Origin of the sequence: Streptomyces sp. NBC_01335 (assembly GCF_035953295.1) — a bacterium.
Taxonomy (GTDB): domain Bacteria; phylum Actinomycetota; class Actinomycetes; order Streptomycetales; family Streptomycetaceae; genus Streptomyces.
The window spans coordinates 7428670-7450091 of the sequence record NZ_CP108370.1 but is presented as its reverse complement, the minus strand read 5'-3'; the positions used below and the strand labels follow the sequence as shown (position 1 = coordinate 7450091).

General features: G+C 74.9%; 2 protein-coding genes (1 of these 2 running past the window's edge). Both read right to left on the bottom strand.

The features are described from left to right. On the bottom strand, positions 1-21066 hold the 5' portion of the coding sequence (locus tag OG599_RS31635) for a WXG100-like domain-containing protein (protein ID WP_327179395.1). The gene continues 13173 nt to the left of window position 1, outside the view; only the first 21066 of its 34239 coding nucleotides appear in the window; its start codon is at positions 21064-21066; its stop codon lies beyond the left edge, outside the window. Further along, positions 21066-21422, bottom strand: a complete 357-nt coding sequence (locus OG599_RS31630) for a hypothetical protein (RefSeq protein WP_327179394.1) — start codon at positions 21420-21422, stop codon at positions 21066-21068. Before OG599_RS31630 ends, OG599_RS31635 begins: the two co-directional genes overlap by 1 nt.

Sequence of the window (21422 nt, the reverse complement as noted above, 5' to 3'; positions counted from 1 at the left end):
GCCCCGTATCTGGTCGAGGTCGGTTCCCGGCCTCGGGCGGGCGTTCACCTCCACCGTCACCAGGCGCGGGCCCAGACCCAGCCAGCCCCGGTGCACGAAGTGCATCGAGCCGGTCCCCCGGGGGCCCGCGCCGATCGGTACGCGCAGCCCCACCGAGGAGGAATGGTCACTGACCCAGGACGCGAGGCCGGGCAGGTATCCGGCGTCCCCCGGCCGGGTCGCCCCGGGGGCGGCCTTCTCGATGGTGTCGAGGAGGTTCTGCCGGAACTGTCCGCGCGGGCCCTCCAGTGCGACGCCGATGACGGCGCCCTGACCGAGCTGGCCGGTGTCCCGGTACCACTGGGGCAGCATCAGCGTCCGGTCCTGGGCGGGCGGGGTGAACTCGGCGAGCGCCGCCAGCTCGGGGTGCTTGGCCAGGTCGCTCTCGGGGAGCAGGAACTCCACCGCGTCCGGCACCAGGAAGCCCACGGTCCGCACCGTGTGGGGGCGGGCGGCCAGGGTCCCCGAGACGACGTTGCGCCTGCCCTGACCGACCGTCACCCGGTAGGTGGCGTCTGCGGTGAACCGCTGCATCCGGGTGCTGCTGTGGGCGGTGACCCGGGCGTCCGAAGCGTTGTCCGAGTGGGTCGTACTGACGGTGGTGGCCGAGGTGTCCACGTAGCGCCCGCTCGGGAAGAGGGAGACGCCAGGGGTGTAGGCGCCGCTGACGGTCACTCCGGTCTGTCCTCCGCCGCCGACCGACCGGGTGGAGGTGACGGTGTCCGACGCGTACAGCCAGCTCTCCATGCTCATGGGGCCGGGGGCCTCCTGCCGGCGCACACCGCTCAGGTAGCCGGTGATCTCGACCGAGACGTCCGTGCCCGAGACCAGTCCGAAGCTGCCCGCGCCCTCCAGAACCAGGCCGTCGCCGAAGACGGTCAGGGCGTTGGCGGTCAGCTGGTGGAAGGAGAGCGCGGACCGCAGGACCTGCTGGGCCATGCTGTCCTGGTCGGCGAGCGAGCCGCCCACCGTCGTCCGCGTCGTCCACCTCCACGCCCCGTCCGCCAGGCGCTGGGCCCACCCCAGCGGCCCTCCGGCACCGGCGGAGGCCCAGATCTCGGCGGGGGTTTTGACGGGAGGCGCGGCGGCGGTCTCGGTCGCGGCGGGCGGCGCGACGGCGGTCTCGGGCACGTGGCCGGCCGTCGCCTCGGCCGGAGGCGTGGCAGCGGTCTCTGCCACGAGATCGCCGGTCCGCTCGGCCGAAGGTGCGGCAACCGCCTCGGCATCCTCGTCCGCCGTCTCCTCCTGCCGGTGGAGGGCGGTGAGGTCGAAGAGGTCCTCGTCCTCCGTCTCCGTACGGGGCGCGCCCAGCAGTCGGCTCACGACCTGGACCAGGGTGTCACTGCCCAGCACCCGGTCCACGAAGGCCGACTCCGGCAGCCGTCGCAGCACCTCGGGCGCTCCGTCGCCCGCCAGCCGCGTCAGTTCCTCCTCCGTGACCCGGACGGCGATGTGCGGCTCGTCGGTGATCACCGAATCGACCGACTCCGTGTCGGACGTCTCCGACTCCGAATCCTCCGCCCCGGGATGCCCCGACCTGGCGTCCTCCGACCCGTGCGCGGCCTCGTCCGAGCGGATCGATGGCTCGGGCGCGACGGGTTCCTGCACCACCGCCACCGGCGCGTCCGACGCGGACTCGGCCCGCGGAGGCGCGCTCACGGTCCGGTACGTGGGTACGGCCACGGCGAGGGTGCCTTCGGCGACGAGCGGGCGGGGCGCCGGGCCGTGGCTCCACAGCAGGTCCAGTCGCAGCCGCACCGGGATCTCGAAGAGCTGCAACCCGTCGCCGGCCGCGGTGGACAGGTACTTCTCCTGGCCGACCAGCGACGTGGTGGCGGTGGCCTCGGCGTTCGAGCCGCTGGCGGTGTACTCCGGCCGCACTCCCTGCAGCGGCAGCTGGCCGTGGAACTCCAGGGGGTTGCTCACCTCTCCCATGCCGGTCAGCGACCAGCCCATCGGGGTGACCTTGCGCCCTTCCTGGCCGGGGCGGTTGTAGCCGGACCAGTTGTTGGTCTGCAGACCGGGCAGTGACCGGGCGGCGGTGACCGGCGCGTCGTCGATCCGTTCGGCGGTCAGCCGCACCTGGACCCGCTGCACGTCCCCGGTGCCGGGTACTTCCAGCCATATCGTGTGGCCGCCCTCGACCAGCTCGTCCGCGGCGCCCCGCAGGGTCTGGGCGGAGCGGGCGTGGTCCAGGGCACGGGCGTTGGCCAGCCATCGGGCGCGGGTGGCAACGCCGGTCCACCGGCCGCTCGTTCCGGACGGCAGGAACCCGTGCTCGCGCAGCCACCGCCCGGCCATGTCGTACAGCGGCTCCGCGCCGTCGACGCGCAGGGTCGTGGTCGAGATCCCGAGGGACCGCAGCCGCACCATCTCGGGCGGCAGCGAGCGCGGAACGGCCTCCACCACGCCCTCCAGCACCGCCCGGGACGGCACCCGGAACACCACGGGGTAGGCCGTCCGGCCCTCGCCGTCGGCGCCCGCGTGCAGGGGGCTGGTCGTGGACGGCAGGGCGACACCGCCCTTGGGCAGGACCAACTGCATCTCGAAGGTGACCCGGCCCTCGACCTGGAACATCGGGCCGCCCGACTGCAGGGTCAGCGATCTGGTGAGGTCGCCGCCGGAGCCCAGGACGTACGACACCTGCTGGCGGGCACCGGCGTTCACCGTCAAGGCGCCGCCGATGGGGGCGGTCACCGCGTCACCGTGCGGAGCGGAGAAACCGACCGTGAGGCGGAGGTCGGCACCCACCGCGTTGGTGACGGTCGACTGCCCGACGACCCGGACGGTACGCACCACCTGGTGTTGCAGGTCCGCGGCCGGGGCGGTCGGGCCCGTCTGCCGGCCGTCGTCCGCGAGGTCGGCCCGTACCCGGATGAAGCCCAGCGCGGAGCCGTCGGCCGCCAGCAGCAGGGGGGAGGCGTGCCAGCCGTTCAGCATCCTCGGCAGGGCGTCCCGCATGCTGCGGGAACCGAAGAAGCGTTGCAGGTCCTCGCGGGAGGCCCCCGACATCGCGCCCAGATGATCCGCGAACGCCTGCTCCGCGGCGTGCAGGACGCGTTCCGGGTTCAGTACCGTCTCCACCCCGTACAGCGGGACCTCGTGCACCGCCGTCCGGAGCGGGGCGTGTTCCCGCTCGGCCGCCGCCCGCGCCGCGGCCGCCTGGTCGGATCCGTCCGCCGCGGTGTCCGGGACGGCGGTGTCCGTCGCACCGGGCGGATCGGTGCGGGTGAGGTGCTCCGGGAACCAGACGGCCATCCGTTCCCCGGCCGGACCCTCCTGGTCCGTGGTCCAGTCGGCCGGGGCCGCTCCGGTGTCCACCCGCAGCTGCCACCGCATGCGGTACGCGTACGGCACCGCCCCGCCCGAGACGGTGACCAACGACAGCGCCTGCGCCGCGCTGACGACGCTCACCTGGGTCGACAACTGGTTGTGCACGAGGGTCACTTGGGGCTGAATCGCGATCTGGCTCAGCACGCCCAGCGAGGGCTGCCAGACATGGCTGCCCGCCAACTGGAAGGTGCGCAGGTCCGCCGTGCCGGCGGTGTTCCCCGTGTCCGAGTACCCGGCGCCCCAGCGCTGGACCCGGTTCGGCACCCCTTCGGCCAGCCCGTCGAGCAGTTCGGGTGCCGGCCGGGGGTCGCCGAGGCGCAACCGCACCCGGACCGTCCGTACGGTCCCCCGGTGGCGCAGGTGCAGAACCAGCCCGTTCTCCCCGCGCACCTCGGACCACTCGTTGACGAGGTAGGAGGGGGTCAGCCGGACGCGGATCTGGTCACGCAGGTTCTCGTCCTCCCCCAGGCTCCCCTCCAGTTGCCTGCTCAGCCGGTCCCGCAGCCAGTCGACCGTGCTCTCGGGCACCCGGCCAAGACTCACCGTGCCCTGCACGCCGTCGAATTCCGCCCCGTACGCGCGCACCGAGTCACTGATCGGTGCGGGAGCGTCCAGGGCGGGGCCGGCCGCCCCGGTCACGGGGGCGGCGACGTCCGTCACGTGAGCCGTGGCCGGTTCGAGGGTTTCCGGGGCGGGGGCGGGGGTCTCGGGTGCGAGCGCCTCCGCTGCGGGGGCCTCCGGCACGTGGGCGGGCTCGGGCTCGGGGGCAGCCTGCTGCTCGGCGTCGTCCGGCCGTTGCCGCTCCGGCTCGGGCTCGGGGTGCTCGGCCACCTCGGCCTGCCGTTCGGGGGCGGGCTCGGGGTGCTCGACCACCTCGGCCTGCTGCTCCTCGGCCTGCTGTACGGGAACAGCCTGCTGCTCCTCGGGCGCCGTCTGCTGCTCAGGTTCGGGCGCGGGATCGGCCTGATCCTCGGTCCCGGCCCGCCGCCCCATCGGGATCCGCTGGTCGTCCTGTGTCGCGTCAACGCCGGTCTCCCGGCCGGCGAGCACCCGGTCCAGGCTCGCCATGGGTTCACCCCGCCGCCGCGGACGCGGCTCCAGCAGGAGCTGCTCCAGCTCCTCCGCCTCCCGGTCCGTCACCGGCTGGACGTCCGGGCCCGCCTGGTCGCTCGGCCCGGCCTGGTTGCTCGGCCCGGCCTCGGAACCCAGGACCTCCATCTCCACTTCCATCGGCCTGCTCTGTTGCGCTCCGGCTCCGGGCAGTTTGCCGCGCGTCTGCGGCCCGCCCAGCTCCAGGGCCCTGGTGCGGGCGGCTTCGGCGCCCCGGGTGTGCAGGACCTCGGCGACGTCGATCAGGTGCTCGTGGTGGCCCCGGCGTGCCGCCTCCGTCTCGGGGTCCGTTCCGATCAGCACGGGCGCCCGCAGGAGTCCGCCCGCCGCGGTGAGCAGAGCCTCCGCGGCGCGGGTGGTGATGCCGAGCCGCGCTCCCAGCCCCCTCGCCCCGTCCGCGGCGAACCTCCCGGTACCGCCTTGCTCCGGGACGGCCTCGTCGTCGGGTCCGGTACGCGCCTCGGGGTCCAGGCCCAGCGCGCGCAGGCGCCGGCGGGCCGCGGTCAGGGCCGTCTCGCGGGCCGGGGCCTTCTTGTCCCGCGCCTGCGGTGCGGCGGCGTGGTCGGCGACGGCCGAGTGGTACGCCGTGAGCGCCTCCGCCAGCCGCATCAGGTCGGGGTCGACCGCGCGCGCGTACGTCTCGGTGTCCGGCCGCGCCACCGCGGCGGCAGCGGGCCCCCTCTCCTTGCCCTTGCCCTTCCTGCCCGTGGCCTTCACCTGGTCGTCGCGGTTCTCGGCCGCTTGCGCCGTCGCCCGTTCCACCCGTTCCACCGAGGCGCGCAGCGCGGGCTCGTTGCGTATCGCGCCGATGTCCATCGGGCCGGCCGTGGAGTGGCCGCCGTATCCGTCCCACGTGTAGTCGTTGTTCTGCCGGGACCGGCTGATGGCGTACACCAGGGTGTCGACGTGTCCGTCCTCGGCGAGGACGTACGCGAACGAGGCGCCGCCGCTGCCGCCGTCCAGGTGGATGTGGAGGGCCTGATGGACGGCGACGGGGCGTTGCCGGTTCTGTACCTCCCTCGGGCTCCTGTGTCCTTCGGCGACCTCTTCGAGCAGCGCCAGTTGCGCGGGGGTCAGCGCTTCCGCGCGTGCCTGCCGGGTGTGCAGGAGCCGTCCCGCGCGCTGGTCCCAGGTTTCGGGGCGGTGCGGCTGGAACGCCGCCAGCCGTTCGGCGACGCGTTCTCTCTCCCGTGCCACCCGGGCGGCGCGGGAGGCGACTTCCCGGTCCCAGGCGCCCTGCGCCGTGTCCCGGACCCGCTGGTGGAAGTCTCCCTCCACCACCGCGCCCAGCCGGTCCAGCCAGGCCGAGAAGTCGGTGTCGAGGGCCGTCAGCGCGGCTTCGCCGGAGGCGAGGTAGGGGGCGAAGACGTAGTCCTGCCAGTCGGCGGGGTTCAGGGTCAGGTCTTCCAGAACCGCGGGCGCTCCCAGCATCAGGGGGAGCAGTTCCGGGTTGCGGCCGAGTTCGGCGGCGAGGTCGGCGCCCTTGGGTGCGAGCAGCAGTCCTGCGGCCTCGGGCACCGAGGCCAGCGCCTGCGCCCACACCGACGGCTGTTCGGTCGCCGGCTCGCGTACGGTGACCGCCACCCTCGCCGCTCCCCTGCCGTTCTTCCGGCCGCGGCGCGCCGCCGTCCCCACTCCCGGGCGCGCGGTCTCCTGGAGCCGCGCCGAGGCGGTGTCGGAGACGGGGGCGGGGGCGGGGGCGGCGACGCGGGGCAGCGCGGCCAGCAGGCGCCGCCCGGTCAGGTCTTCGGCGAGCCGGTCGAACGCCGCACGGTTCCGGGCCAGTTGCCGCAGATCTCCGGCGGTTCCCGGCGACTGGAGCGCCCGGTCGCGCAGTGCGGCGGTGGCGAAGAACCGGTCGGCGAACCGCGGGGTGTCGTCCAGGAAGCGGGTGAGGTCGGCGTCGGTGAGCAGCCGCCGCAGCTCATGGGGGTCGGTGCCGGTCAGCGCCGAGGGGTGCTCGGCGAGCCGTTGGAGCAGCGTCTCGCGCGGGGCGAGCCGGCGCACCAGGCTCGGGGCGAGGGCGTCGGCGAGCGGTCGGGACGCACGGGCCGCGCGCCACAACGGGCTCTCGTCCACCGCGTGTTCCACCAGACCGTGGCTGCGCAGCAGGGTGCCGGCGAGCCAGGGGGCGTCCCTCAGGTCGCGTCCGATCCTCGGGTCGGCGGCCATCGCATCGGTCAGGCCCCGTACCGCACCGAGCGCGGTGACCAGGGTGTGCCCGAGGCCGCCCTCCACGACGGCGAGAGCACGCGTCACCTCCGGCTGTGTACGCAGTAGTTGGTGGAGCGACTCGCCTTGCGGGCGGCGCTCCAGCAGGCGTGCCAGTCCTGGGTCGGCGGCCAGCGCGTCCACGACGGCGGGGGCCCGCAGCGTCGTCTCCAGCAGCTCGGCGGAGGCCAGAACCCGCCCGATGTGGTCGGGGTGCCGCTGGAGGGCGCGCAGGGGCTCCTCGTCCGACAGGAAACGTCGGAAGTGCGCGGTGTCGGTGAACGCCTCGGGGTGGGCTGCGATGGACTCGCTGACGGCCGGGTAGCGGCGCAGGACCTGTGCGAACGCCGGCGTGGCCGCGACCGACCGGGCCGCCGGGACGCCGCTCAGCACGGCCCGTACGACCGCGGTGTCCTCGTCCCTGCCCGTGTGGAAGGTGATCAGCTCGGCGGCGAGGGAGGGGGTCGACAGCAGCAGTTCGGCGACGCGGCCGTCGTCGGCGAGGGCCCGCGCCACGTCGTTCCGCTCCCCCATCAGCTGCCTCAGGTGGGGGTCGCCGGCCGCGATGGCGTGTTCGTGCGGGCGCTGCAGCATGAAGCGGACCAGGTCGGGCACGGCGACGAGCTGCCGGACAAGGTCCGGATTGCCCGCGAGCTGACTGACGGTGCCGCGCAGCAGCGTGTACGCGTAGAGGGAGTCGTTCGTCCGCAGTGCGGCGGTCAGCGCCGGGTTGTCGCGGAGGAGGACGAGCACCGAGGCGTTGGGGTCGTGGACGGTGGCGAGGAGTCTCGGCCGCGCCACCAGCATCTCGGCCAGATCCGGGTCCTGGAAGAGCATGGCTCCGGCGGCGCGGCTGCCGCGGGCGGCGTCGAGCAGCGTCCCGTTGCCGCGGACGAGGTCGTCGACGGCGTGGAGGGCGGCGAGCCGTTCCTCGCTGCCGGGCCCGTCGGCCATGCGCCCGAGTTCCGCGCGTGCCGTTTCCGGCGCCAGGTGCCACAGTCCGGACCAGCGCGCGTCGTCGGCGTGCAGGCGGACGCCTTCGGGGGACAGGACGGCGTCGCCGCCGTGTGACGTGACGAGGTTCGCCAGGGTGTTCGTCCACGCCTTCGTCTTCTTCTTGCTCTTCTTGGCGTTCTCCGCCCTGCGGGCCTCCACGACGGCCGTGACCCCGGCCCGGAAGGGCTCGGTGCCGAGCACGTCGACGAGTGCGGGGCGTGCGACGGCCTCGCGGAAGACCTCGGGTGCGGAGGCCAGCAGGCTCAGCAGGCCGCTGTCACCGTCCAGCCCGCGCAGCAGTCCGGGCGAGTGGAAGAGGGCGCGCCAATGGGCGACGGGCAGCTGGAAACCGGGCCGGGACGCCAGCTCGGTCAGCACCCGCGGATGGGCGTGGAGTCCCGCCACCGCCTCGGTGTCGACGGCGTCCAGCACGCGCCGGTCGTACCGGGCGAGGCGGAGCAGCGCGTCGCTGCGGAACAGTACGTCGAGCAGCCGCTGCCGGTCCTCGACGTACAGCAGGTCGTGGAAGCCTTCGAGCGCGTAGTGGGTGAAGATCCGCTCGTCGGCGGGTCCCAGCTCCCAGTACGCGCGCAGGTTGCCGAAGTCGGGTGAGCCCGGGGACTGGTGGTCGAGGAGCAGTCCCACGGCGGGGTTGACCCAGGCCATCCAGCCCACGAGCGGGTCGGCCTCGGCGGCGTCCGTGAACGCGATCCGCGGGTCGCCGGGGCCGGCCTCCAGCAGGCTCGGGGAGTGGCCGAGCCAGAACCGCAGGACGGGGTGGCGCAGGGCGGCCTTGAGGACGTACGGGGCGAGCAGCGGCGAGTTCTCCCGTACGAGGGGGCGCAGTGTCTCGGCGTCGGGCCCCAGCAGGCGACGGTACTCGTGGGGGTCGGTCAGCAGGTCCGGGTGGAGCAGCAGCGCCCGCCGGAGGCCGGCGTCGGCCCGCAGCTCCAGGGCGAGGAGGGGATCGACCGTGAGGGCGGCGTCCAGCGCGGGCAGCGCGGCCCGCAGGTCCCGCAGCGGGACCGGGTCCGCGGCCGGCGGTTTCAGGCTCCGGGCGGCGGGGTCGCCCTGCTCGGCGCGTGCCACGGGTGCCGCCTGCCGCAGCGCGTCCAGCAGGGCGGGTGCGGGTACGGCGTCGAAGTGGGCGGGGTCACGGGAGAGGAGGCCGGCGACGGCGGGGTTGTCCACCGCGGCGGTCACCAGGCGTGCGTCGGCGCCGAGACGGTTGGCGAAGTCCGGCGCGTCGGCGAGCACGTCGATCAGCCGGGCGTCGCGCCCCAGGACGTCCAGCAGACCGGGGTCGCGGGCCACGGCCGCCAGGAGGTCCGGTGCCCGCAGCAGGAGGTCCGTCTGGTCGGCGTGGGTCTGCAGACGGGCGCGCAGCTCCCGGTCGGCGTACAGGGCGGCGACATCGATCTCCGCGTCGGCCTCCACCCGGGCGAAGACGGCGGAGGTGAGCACTTCCTCGCGGGCGAAGGACCGTGCGCTCTCGGGCGTGCCGGCCAGTACCGCGGAGGCCAGACCGGGCAGGAGGGCCACGAGGTCGGCGACGGTCTCGGAGGACGACACGGCGAGGATGTGGGCGGTCCGGCCGTTGAGGACGGTCGCCACTTCGACGGCGTCGAGCAGATGCGCCGCGTCGGGTGACCTGTTCTCGATCGCCTCCACCAGCTCGCGCTTCCCGTCCGCCGAGGGGGCCAGCTTGGCGTCCAGATGGCTCGGGCCGAGCGCGTACGCGGCGAGCGTCATGGAGTCCAGTGCGCTCAGTCTCCGCAGCAGCTCACCGGAGCCGGACAGCACGTCCAGGTGCTGGGGGCGCGCCTGCAGGATCGTTCCGAGCTCCGGCCGGCGGACGATCGCCTTCACCACGTGCAGATGGGCGGGGTGCATGAGCGCGTCGACGAGCTCGGCGTGCCCGGGGGCCACCCAGGTCGCGTCGGCGGCGGCCATGCGCGCGAGGTCCCCGGCCGGCCAGTCCTCGTGCCAGGTGCGGGCGGCGGCTCTGTTCAGGAAGGCGACCAGGGCGTCCGCCGGAACCGCGGACCGCTCCCCGCCCCGGGAGACCGCCCGGACCGCTTGCCGGGCCGCGTCGGCGAGGATCTGGGCGTCGGGAGCCGTCCGGGCCGCGGAGTCCGCAGCCTCGTGCGGAGCGCCCGCGCGCAGCGTCGGCTGGCCGGAGCGGATGCCGGGGGTCGCCGCGGCGAGCTCGTTCGCCAGCTCCTCGGCGTCCTTCTCCACCAGGGCCCTGGTCCACGGCGGACCGTCGGACCGGCCGAGCACCTCCATGATCCGGAGCCCCGCGTGCCGCTGGGCCTCCCGCAGCGCGACCGTCTCCGGTTCCGTACCGATCAGCACGGCCGGCCGGAGCAGGACCATGGCCCGCGCCCACCGGCTCTTCAGGGTCTCCGTGTCGGACGCGGCCCGCAAACGGTCCACCAGGTCCCCGCCCACGCCCGGCGCGAACGCGGAGCTCGGTGCCGGGTCCCAGTCCCTCTCCGGTCCGAGGTGCTCACCCGTGCCGCTCCGGCCTGCACCGGCCGTCGACGGGCCCGCTTCCTGCGAGGTGTCGGGAACGGGACCCGGGGCGGAGATCCTGGGGGCCCTGCGGGACCGTCCGGGCCGGGAGGCGGCCCGCTCCGCCTGCGCGAGCCGGTGCTCCCACTGGAGCCGCTCCAACTGCTCCTCGTCCAGCCGGAGGCGGAAGGTGCGGTGCATCCAGTCGGCGACGGTCCCGAAGGTCGCGTTCCGCCCGGCTTTCCGCAGATGATGGAAGAGCTCCTCACGCTGTGTCGGCGTCGGATACGTGCGCCAGGCAGGGCGCGCGAAGGGCTGCGGGCTCGCCTGGGACCGCCACGGCCGTGCCCGCCACGCCTGAAGCCCCTCCGCGCCGGGCGGTTCGAATGCGTCCACGTCGATCGGCGCCCCCGGCCCACCGGGCGTGAGCCGCGCGGGCTCCGGGGCCGGCTCCGGGGTCGGCTCGGGGCTCGGGCCGAACAGGTCCTCCGTCGACGCCGGGGGTGGCGTCGCCGGCCGCACGGGCTCGAACTCCGGGGTCGGCTCGGGGCTCGGGCCGAACAGGTCCTCCATCGACGCCGGGGGTGGCGTCGCCGGCCGGGTGAGGTGCACGCTCGGCTCGCCGGGCGCCGTTACGCCGAGGGCGGTCTCCTCGACCGTGTGCGGGGGCCGTCCCGCGAAGAACGCCTCCGCCCACGCCTCGCCGAGCGCCTCGCGGATACGGGCCTCGTCCTTCAGCACCAACAGGTGCCGGAGCGTCTCGCGCCAGTGCACCAGGTCGACCGTGGCCTGCCATCCGGGCACCCGCACGGCACGGATCTCCTCGTCCGGCGGCGGCGCGGTCAGCGTCCGGCCGTCGAGGTAGACCCGCACCGCGTCGAGCATGGCGTCGGTCGGCCACCGCATGCCGACCGATTCCCACCAGTCCACGCGGGCTTGCGAGAGCCGGGCGAACGTGTCCTTCCGCCGCAGTGTGTCGCGGACGTACCGGCCCAGCCTCACCGTCTTCCCGCGGAACACCGTCCGGTGGCCGCCGCCCACCTCCAGATGACCGCTCACCCGGAAGTGTTCCCACGCCGCGACCGTCAGGGGCGCCGACAGCCCGAGGACACCGCGGCGCACCGGAGGCTCCGGCCAGGAGCCGATGTACTCCCGGTGCAGTCGCTCCACCTCCGCCTCGTCGAGCGGTACGCGCACGGAACGGGAGGCCCAGTCGGCGACCGCTCCGAACGTCAGGATCTCGTCGAGAACCCGCTCACGCGTGTTCAGCATCGTGAAGAGACGGGTCTGCTGCGCCTCCGTCAGCGGTACTCCCGCGTGCGGTCCGCCGTCCTGCCGCGCGGTGGGCTCGGTCCGCCACGGCCTCGCCCGCCACACCCGCTGCTCCCAGGTGTCGCCGAGCGGTTCCGGCACGACCGCCCCGGGCTGCGCAGGCTGCGGTTCCGGCTGCGGCTGCGGCTGCGGCCCAAGCTCCGGCTGCGACTGCGACGGTTCGGCATGCCGCGCACGGTGCGACCAGACGTCCCGCGGGTCCTCGGAGCGCATTCCGGGCGTCTGCGTCGCGAGCGTGTCCGCCAGCGTCCGGGCGTCTCCCCGCGGATCGTCGGTGTTCCCGCCGAGCACCTCCACGATCAGGCCCAACGCCCGCATCTGCGCCTGCCGCAGGGCGAAGGCCCCCGCTTCCGGGCCGAGCTCCACCACGGGGCGGAGCAGGCCTGTGGCCTGTTCCCACAGGTCCTGGAAGAGCGGACCGAACCTCGACCGGAGACGCCGCTGCATCTCCCCCGTCGACTCCTGGACCGGCTCCTGCTGGCCAGTCGGCTCCTGGACCATTCCCGGGGCGTGGTCCGGCAGCGAGCTCAGGTCCGGCAGCGGCCCCAGGTCGAGCAGGAGGTCCAGGTGCGGCTGGAAGTCCAAGTCCGGATCCGGCGCGAGCTGCGGATCGGTGAGAAAGCTCAGGTCGGTGAGGAGACTCAGGTCGGTGAGACCGGGATCGGTGAACCCGCCCAGCCATGCGCCGGAGGCGTCGAGACCCACCGTCGACCAGGTGCCGGCGCCGTCGAAAGCCCCGCCGACATGCTCGGGTGGGAACCACAGCGGGTCGGGCAGATCCAGCAGGACGTCGTCCGAGGGCAGGTTCAGCGGGTGCGGCCCCTCTTCGGCCGTAGCCGGATCCGGCCGGTACGCCCCTGCTTCGTCCATCACCAGGTCCGGCCAGTCCGGATACGGGTCGCCCATGGCCGTTTCCGGCACACCGGGCCCCGGCCGGCCCCGGCCCGGACCGCGCTCCTCCGCACGCTCCTCCGCACGGGGCCCCGCTCCACCGCGGACCCCGGGCCGCAGGGAGCCGATCCCCGGTATCCGTTCCACCAGCGCCCGCGCCAGGTCGCGCGCCCGCCGCTCGTCCCCTTCCCGGCCGAGGTGGCCCATGAGGCGGAACAGCGCCCGATGCTGCGCTTCGCGGAGGGCGACCGTCTCCGGGTCGCGGCCGATGAGCAGTCGGGGGCCGAGCAGTTCGTTCGCCCGGTCCCAGAGCTCCTGGAAGTCCGGCTCGTCGTACGTGCGGCGGAGCCGGGACTCCATCTCGTCCGCCGTCCGCCGGGCGTCGCGGCTCCCCTCGGGGTCGAGGGCGTGCAGGCGGGCGGCGGTGAGGCCGGTGGTGAAGGAGTCGGCGTGGGCCGCTTCGTGGGTGGCCCACGCGGAGGAGAGTTTCTGCGGCGCCCACAGGGTCTCGTAGGCGTCGAGGAAGTCGCGGCGGAAGTCGCCGCCGAGCGCCGCGAACCGGTCGTCCTCGGTCTCGCGGTCGCCCCGCAGCGCCTCGAACGAACGCGCGGCTCCGTGCAGGGCGGTGCCGACGGTGGACTCGAAGGCCAAGTGCGCGGGGAGGGCCTGCGCCTCCGCGGCCAGGACGGCGTCCCATCTGCGCCCGAGGGCGTCCACGTCGTCGAGGACGAACGTGTGGCGGGGGTGGAGGACGTCGAACGCCGACCGCAGTCGCTCCTCCAGGCCGGCCCGGACGCGAGCGGTGTCGGCTTCGCCGAGGGGCCGGTCGCCGTGGGCGTCGCGCCACTGGGTGAGGTGCGCGGCGAGGAGCTCTTCGGCGAGCTCGCCGATCCGGTCGCGGGCGTGCCGCACGGTCAGCCAGGTGTGCAGCCGCTCGGGGTCCGTCAGTCGCCGGTAGGCGTCCTGCCAGCGCTCCGCCCGCTCCTGCGGCCCGAGCCGCTCCGTCTCGGCCAGCACCTGGTCGAGTCGCTGGTTGACGACGACGGCCATCGTCACCCCGAGTTCGGCGACGAGCTCCTTGCCGGGGCTGCCGAAGTCCACCGGGAAGCGGTCGAGGAACGCCGCGTCCGTGCGGGGGCCGGTTTCCGCCCAGGAGGCCGCTGCCGCCTGAACGGCCTCCTGGACACGGACGATCTGGTGTTCGCGGACCGCCTGCTCCGCCAGCCGGAGGTGCAGACCGCCCACCACCGCGTCCAGCCTGGTCTGCCTGTCGATCGACGCGGCCCGGTCGTCGGTGCCCGCGCCGGGGCGCTCGAACCTGTCGAAGACGTCGTCCAGGGCACGCCGGGCGTCGTCGAGCACCCGGGCCCGCCCCGGACCGGAGACCGGGGTGCCTTCGGCCGCGAACGCGGACAGCAGGTGTTCGTGGGCGGAGACCGGGGTGTGTTCCGCCGCGGTCAGGGCCCCGGACCCGGCGCCCCGGTGACCGGGGAACGAGGCGACCGCCGCCTCGAAGGCCGGGTCGAGCAGGAGGAGATGGAGCCGGCGGTCGAACTCGTTCGGCAGCGGCGCGATCATGTCGCGGAGGTCGCGGACTGCCTGCCGCACCGTTCCGTCGAGGGCGCGTTCCGGGTCGATGCCCGTGAAGGAGCGGTCCACCAACCGGTCCACCCGGTCGTGGAACTCGGCGGCGAGGCGGTCGTGGACCGCTCCGGCCGTCTCCCCGGCCGGCTCGAAGGATGCCCCGGTCCCGTCCGTCAGCCCGCGCGAGGAGGCGGCGAGCGTCTCCTGCCACCAGGTGTGGAACGTGCGCTCGAACGCGGCCTCCGCGTGGGCGAGTCCCCGTTGCCGGACCGCCGCCACGGTGAAGGCGTCCTGGACCGTCCGGACGGCCGCCCCGGTGTCGGAGGTTATGGCGGAGAGCCGGGCGTGCTCCGTGCGGACCTGCTCGCGGACGGCGGTCAGCTGTTCCTCGGTCAGTACGGAGGCCTTGTCCCCCGCCCACACGCGGAAGGCCTCGTCGAAGGTGCCGTCGTCGATGACGTCGCCGACGGGCGTCCCGGGGCCGCTCTCCACCCGCGTTCCGGCTGCGGCTCCGTCTCCGGTTTCGGCGTCGGCGTCGGCGTCGGCCGTGTCGGGCCGTGCCAGGATTTCGGCGTACCGCTGGTGCAGGGTCCGCTGGGCGTCCTGCCAGGCAGGGGCCCGCCAGTCGTCGGCGTCGGCGTACGCCGGGGGCGCGACGAGCCCGGCCGCCGAGGCGGCGACCCGAGCGGTTTCGACGGTGCGGACGTACTCCTCGCGCAGGTGCTCGACATGGGTCCGGGCCCAGCGGACGGTCTCCGCGTTCTCCATCCGTACGGTGCCAGGGGGCTCGTCCGCGAGCAGCGCGACGCGGTCGAGTTCGCCGCGGTGCCGGGCCTGTGCCACCTCCCGCAGTGCCTGGACCTGCGCGTCGTACCTCGCCACGGCGGCTTCGTGTGCCTCGGGACCGTACCGGCCGAGCCGTTCGACCACCGGTGCCTGGAGGGTCAGGCGCTGCTGCTCGTACCAGCCGCGCACCTCCTCGCCCCAGGTGCGGTCGGCGCGGAACCGGTCGGTGTGTTCGGCGAACCGGCGCGTCCGCTCGGCGGCCTCCGGGGCCAGCCGGCGCTGGTGCGCCGCGGCCCGGCGGATGTTCTCGTCCAGCTGCCGCACCTGCTCCTGACGCTCCTCGGCGTCCTCGACGGACAGCGCCCGGGCCCGCTCGGTGGCGTACCCCTGCCGCAGGGCGTCGAGCTGCCGGTCGTACCAGTTCTGCTCCGCGTGAGTGCCCAGTCGCTGCTGGTACGCGAATCGGTCGTGCGGGTTCTCGGCGGTTCGGGCGTGGAGCGCGCGGTCGAAGGCGGCGTGCGCCTCGCGGTCCGCCGTCCAGGCCGCGTGGGCCTCGGCGTACCGCTGCCGGAACTCCCGCACCGTTTCCGTACGGGCCTCCTGCGCCTCGGCCGTCGCTCCGTCGGCCACCATGTCCTGGAACAGGGCGGTCAGTTCGGCCGCCGGCGCCGAGGTGGTGAAGCCCGTGACACGCGCGAGAACGCCGGGCACCACGGTGGCGACCTCGCGGTGGAACACCTCGCGGGCCGCCTCCCGTGCGGTGAGGATCTCCCGGGCGGAGACGAGACCGGCGTCCAGCTCCCGGAGGGCGTCGACGCGGGCGGGCGTCAGCTCGGCCGGTGCCGCGGCGGCACGGTCCTGTGCCCAGGCGTCGGCGAACCTCTCCCGCACGGCCGCGACCCGCTCGTCCGCCCCGGAGCCGTCCAACCCGCGCACGGCAAAGAGCCGTTCGCCGAAAACGGTGTAGGCCCGGTCCCTGCTCTCGACGGCGGCCCGCAGGTCCGCCGGTGCCTGCTCCGGGCGGGCCGCCAACTCCTGGACCTGGAGCTGCGTGGCACCCTCCGCGCTCCGGTCCGGGAGGCCCGGGAGGTCGCCGCGGCGCGCGGTCTCCTGGAAGGGGGTGCGGTCGATCTCCCACCGCGACAGGTCCAGGACCCGGGCCGGGTCGCTCTCCCAGGCCCGGTACGCGCTGTCCTCCTCGCGGGCCGCGTCGGCGAGGTCGTTCCATTCCTGCCGCGCCTTGTCGATCAACCGGGCGCGCGCCGCGGGCAGATCCTCCCGGGGGGTGGAGCGCGAGACGTCGGCCCACTCCCGGGCGAAGCTCGACCGGAGTGCCTCCACGTCCTGTTCGTACTCCGTGCGCACGCGCGCGGTGCGGATCTCACCGGGAGCCGCCCCGGCATCCCTCACGAACTCCCGCAGCGAGGCTTCCCTGTTGAGCAGGGAGTCGAAGTTGGCGGCCATCTGCTGCCGCCGCTCCCTCCCCTCCTGCTCGGCGCGTTCGCGTTCGGCGGCTGCCACCGCCTCCCCGCGCCGCCGGTCCTCCTGCTCGATCTCCTCGCGCAGGGCGTCCCACTCGGATCGGACCGTGCTGCCGAAGGTGTCGCCGTCCTCCCGTTCGCGCGCCAGCCAGCCGTCCATGTCACGCGCGTCAGGGCCGTAGACGTCGTGGTAGCGGCGCACCCAGTCCCCGCGGAACCCTTCGCCCAGCCGGTCCCGGGTGGCCTCCTCGACGTCGTACCGGTACTCGGCCCGCTCGGTCAGCTCACCGCGCCGGGTGGTCAGCCGGGCGAACTGCTCGCCGCCCTCGGTCAGCGCCCTTTCCAGGCCGTACTCCAGCCGCAGCCGGTGCGGCATCGACTGTTCCAGCGACGGCAGATACCGGTGGAAGAAGGCGGCCTCACCGGCCGCCACCCGCTTCGGTTTCCAGGTGCCGTTCTCCGCCCGGCCCGCCAGCTCGCCGAAGTCGCGGGTGACGTCCTGCCGCAGCTGCTCGCGGGCGCGCTCGGCGTGCACCCCGTCGACGCCCAGCCGGTCGAAGCGCACCTCCGCCCCCTGCAGAGCGCGCTCCAGGCCGACGTGGTACTCGAAGCGCGTCGGCAGGTCGTCGAGGAGCCGGGCGTGAGCCCGCCGCATCCGGTAGGTGTACGACTTCCAGTCGTCGGGGGTGAGATCCCGCCGCTCCCGGCCGGCCAGGAGTTCCTCGCCCCTGGCGGTCAGCTCCGCGCCGTGGGCGGCGGCCACCGCGGCGGTGTCCACCGTCTCGGCCTCGATCCGCTCCCGTCCGGTGGACCGCACCCACTTGGTGTGGGCGGCCTCGACCCTCCTGTCGGCCTGTGCGCGCTGGGACTCCTCGGTCGCCGTGGCCCGCAGCCGCGCCTCCCAGCGAGCGGCCAGGTCGTCCATCCCCGGTGCGAAGGCCTCGCGCCGCTCCACCCACTGCCCGAAGGGCGTCCGCCGGGTGGGTGGGCCGTCACCGCCCGGCAGTACGCGGGTGAGGGTCTCGAAGTCGGTACGGAAGTCGGTACGGGCCCGGTCCGTCCACAGGCCGATCCGCTCGACCGTGGCGATCCCGTCCTCGGCGCCCCGCGTCAGACGCTCCTCCACCCGCGCCGCCTCGACGGCTCGGTCGAAGATGCGTTCGGCGGTGACTTCCAGCTCCAGACGGGCCCGCAGGCCCCGTGCCAGGTCCCGTGTTTCGGCGCGCAGATCGTCGTGCAGCCGCGGCCAGTCGAGCGGCTCGGCACGGGTGCCGTCGCCGGTGGACCGCTGTTCCTCGGCGAGCCGGTTCACCTCCGCCACCACGTCCTCGGCGAACGCCTCACGGGCGCGCGCCACCGCGGACCTCGGCAGCTCCGACAGGTCCGTCAGATACCGCGCGGCCCGGAGCCTGCCGGGGGGCGCCGACATGCCCTCGTCCCGCAGCCGCGTCTCGAACTCCTCGAACGTCTCCCGGGCGGACTCCCGCGCCAGGTGCGCGGCGGACTTGATCTCGAAGTCGTCGCGCAGCCCGGCGGACAGTTCGTCGAACCGCGAGCGGAACTCCGCCAGGGAGATGTCACCCCGCTGGTACGCCTCCGCGTCGGGTTCCCAGCGCGCGTCGAACCAGCTCTTGACCTCCTGACGCCGCCCCTCCGCCTCCGCCCGTACAGCGGGCGGAAGTTCACGGTCGTTTCCGAGCACCAGGAACGCGTCCCGGGTCTCGGACTGCACCAGACGGAACCGCGCACCGGTGGGATCGGCCAGTGCGAAGGGGCCGCCCTCGGAGGTCCGCTCCACGCGGGGCAGCGCCGAGGGGGTCCGCGGCGTCCCGAGGCCCTCGGTCGGTTCCTCGTCCGGGAGCACCCGCTCGGGAAGGCGGTGCACGGGGTTCGGGTCGTCCAGGTACGCGGCGAAGGCCTCCGCCACCCGCCGCTCGGCCATCTCCTCGACCTCGAACCGGAAGCGGTAGTGGTCCGTCACCTCGCCCTGCGCCCGGCGCCAGGCCGTGCCGAGCAGCGGGTCCTCGTCCCGGAAGACGTACGCGCCGGTGGGAGCGGCCGCTGCCCCGGGGGGAGTCGGCCCGGACGGCTCGGCGGCCTCGGGCCTGCTGCTCGGTGAGAGGGCGCCGTCGCGGGAGCGTGCGCCCTCGTCGTGGGTGGGCCGGTCGCTCGCGTTTCCGTCGTCCGCTCGCCCGGGCGGGGTGTCGTCGGGGGTACGCGGGGGCGCACCGTCCGCGGCGGCCACGGCGGTCTCGGTCCGGCGCGGCGACGCGCCCGCCGGCGCTCCCGTGGGCGGTGTTCGGCTCTCCGGTGCTCCCCCGTCGCCGCGTGCCGTGCCGCGCGCCGTCTCGGGGGCACGGTCGGCGGAGGTGGTGTCCCGGGGGGCCGGTGACTCGGTACGGGTCCCGGTCGGCGCGCCCCCTCGACGCTCCGAGCCGGTCACGGTGTCCGGCGTGCGCCCACCGGCCGGGGTCCCCGGCCCGCCGGCCACCGGGGTGCGTGCACCCACGTCGGCGCGGCCCTGTGCGGTGCCGGTCGAGGGAGTGGCGGCCGTCCCGGTGCGGTCGCCCGTGCTCTGCGCCGACGCGGAAAGCCCGGTGCGTGCGTCGGGTGTCCCCGTGCCGTCGACGGTCGCCGGGCGTACGGGGCCGGGGGCTCCGCCGGCAGTCGCCTGGGCCGAGGTGCCCGTGGGTACGGGTGCGGGCTCGCCCGCGCGGGTGGGCGTGGCGGCGGACGGGCCCGGCTGGGCCGAGGAGGTCCCCGTGGATACCGGTGCCGGCTCGCCCCGGCTGGGCGTGGCGGCGGACGGGCCCGGCTGGGCCGCACCTGCCTGCCGGGGCGGGGCGGTGTCGGGCGCCGTCGCGGTGGCCGTGGCGTCCTGCCGTCCGGTGACGGCCAGTGCGTCGGGGCGCCCGCCGCCGGCCGTGCCTGCTCCGGGTGCGACCGCCGGTGCGGCCGTGTTCTCGCGCGTCGCCGCCACCGCGGGGTCCTGGCTGACGGACCGGACGGGCGCCGCGTCGGCCCCGACGGGGTGTGCGGAGGTGGTGGCGGGTGCGAAGGAGTCGGGGTGCGCGGAGGTGGTGGGGCGCGCGGAAGTGGCGGCGGACGGCGTCGCTTCCGCGCCACGGTTCGGCGCCGCTTCCCGGCCGCGGTCCGCTGCCGCTTCCGCGCCGCGGTTCACGGTGGCCCCGGTCTCCGTGGGCCCCGCCGGGACGGTCGCGTCTCCCGGGCCCCTGGTCATGGTGGGTCCGGACTCCGGCGCCCGGACCGTGGCGGGCCCGGCCTCCGGGCTCCGGACCACCGTGGTGGGCTGCGTACTGTCGGGGGTCCCCGTCGCGGCCCCCCTGCCCCCCGCGACGGTCGCGTTCTCCGGTCCGGCGGAAGCGCGGGGCGCCTCGTCGAAGCCCGGCAGTCCGTCGCCCGCCGGCCGTGCGGTCCCTGCACCGCTGCCGCCTGCCGTCACCACGCCGGGGCGCGTCCCGGACGTTCCGACGGGTATACCGTCACCGGCCGCCGTCACGAACGGGGTTCGCCTCCCCGCGCTCTCGGCCGTACCCGACGCCGTACCCGTACGTCCGCCCGTACCCGAGCCCGTACCGAAGGCCGCGTCGGCGTCCGCGTCCGAGCCCGCCTCCGTACCCGTACGTCCGCCCGTACCGAAGATCGCGTCCGCCTCCGCACCCGCACCCGCACCCGTGCTCGTACGCGCCGCCCCGTCAGGCGCGCCCGTGCTCCCGCCTGTCGTAGCGCGAACGGGCGCGGGGCCGGGGGCGGCCGCATCCGCCCCCGCCCCGCTCCGAGGGGCACCGGTCGTGCCTCCGGCTCCGGCGCCCGTGGTTCCGGGCCCGGGGGCCCCGCTGGTGGCCACCGTCAAGGGGTCGACCGCCGACTGGCCCTTCGGTCCCCCGGGCCCCGTGAACGTCGAGTCGTCCGGGGCCTTGACGAGGTTCGCCACGTCGGGGACGGCGCTGCCCGGGTCCTTGCCCCGGGTCCCGCCGCCGGTGCCCGGCATGCCCAGTGCGGCTCCCGCCGCACCGCCGAGGAACGCCAGTCCCAGGTCCATCTCCCCGCCGATCGCGGCGTTCGCCGCCGCGCCGCCGACGACGCCCGCCGTGCCGCCGATCAGGGTTCTGCCGATCAGTGAGTTCGACGCGCGGGGCGCAACCACTCTGCCGAGGCCCGACAGGGCGCCGAAGGCCGCTCCGCCGATCGCGCCGCCGACCGCCATGTCCGTGATGGCCTTCGGGTCCAGCTTCTTGCGGTGCCCCTCCAGGATCTCGATCGCCTGGAGCAGCGTCTCCAGGCCGGTCATCATCCCGGCGCCGACCGCCGTCGAGAGCAGCAGGCGCCGAAGAATCGCCATGATCACCGCGCGTACGCCGGTGATCAGCGCCGGTACGGCGGCCAGGCCGAACAGCGAGTTCGCCAGGAACGCGAGCTCCACCAGCATCCACGAGAGCATCGCGATCACCAGATTGGTGGCGTGCTCCACCTGCAGGGCGAAGTCGTCATGCATGATCTGCATGTTCTCCGCGGCCTGTGCCAACCCGGGCAGGGTGCTGTTCAACTGCCGCATGTAGTCGGTGAACGCCTCGGCGGGATCACCGGTGATGTGCCCCTGGACCTGGGCGTTGGCGGCGTTGACCTCGCTCACCATGCTCTGGACCTTTCGCCCCAGATCGCCCCAGATCTCGCCCTGGCGGCGCAGCCCGGCGGGATCCGCCTCGGGCAGTTCCGTGCCGGTGAGATAAGCCGCCCAGCGGAGCGCCTCGGGGGCCCCAGCCACTACCGGCGACCTCCGCCGCCGTTGCCGCCGCCCTCGTTCAGCTGGGAGTTCAGGCGGGAGGTCAGGGTGGAGGCGTTCCGCTCGGCGCCGTCGAATACGGCGACCATGGAGTTCAGGCCGTCCCCGATGGAGGTGATCACCCTGCTCAGGGATTCCAGCCCTTCTCCGAGCTCGGCCGCCAGCGGGTCGCGCTTCCCGGCGAACTGCCGGCCGAACTTGTCGTTCCCTTCCGGGGACGTGGAGTTCAGCTCACGGATCGTCCCCTGGACGAACACCCGGAGGCGTTCCCCGAGGGGCCCCAGCAGGTCCGCGCCCCTCTGCAGTCCCTCGGTGTCGACACGGGTGACCTGCGGCAT

Bases quoted from the DNA above. Each gene is read 5' to 3' on its own strand.
- OG599_RS31630 (WP_327179394.1), bottom strand. From the start codon at position 21,422: ATGCCGCAGGTCACCCGTGTCGACACCGAGGGACTGCAGAGGGGCGCG.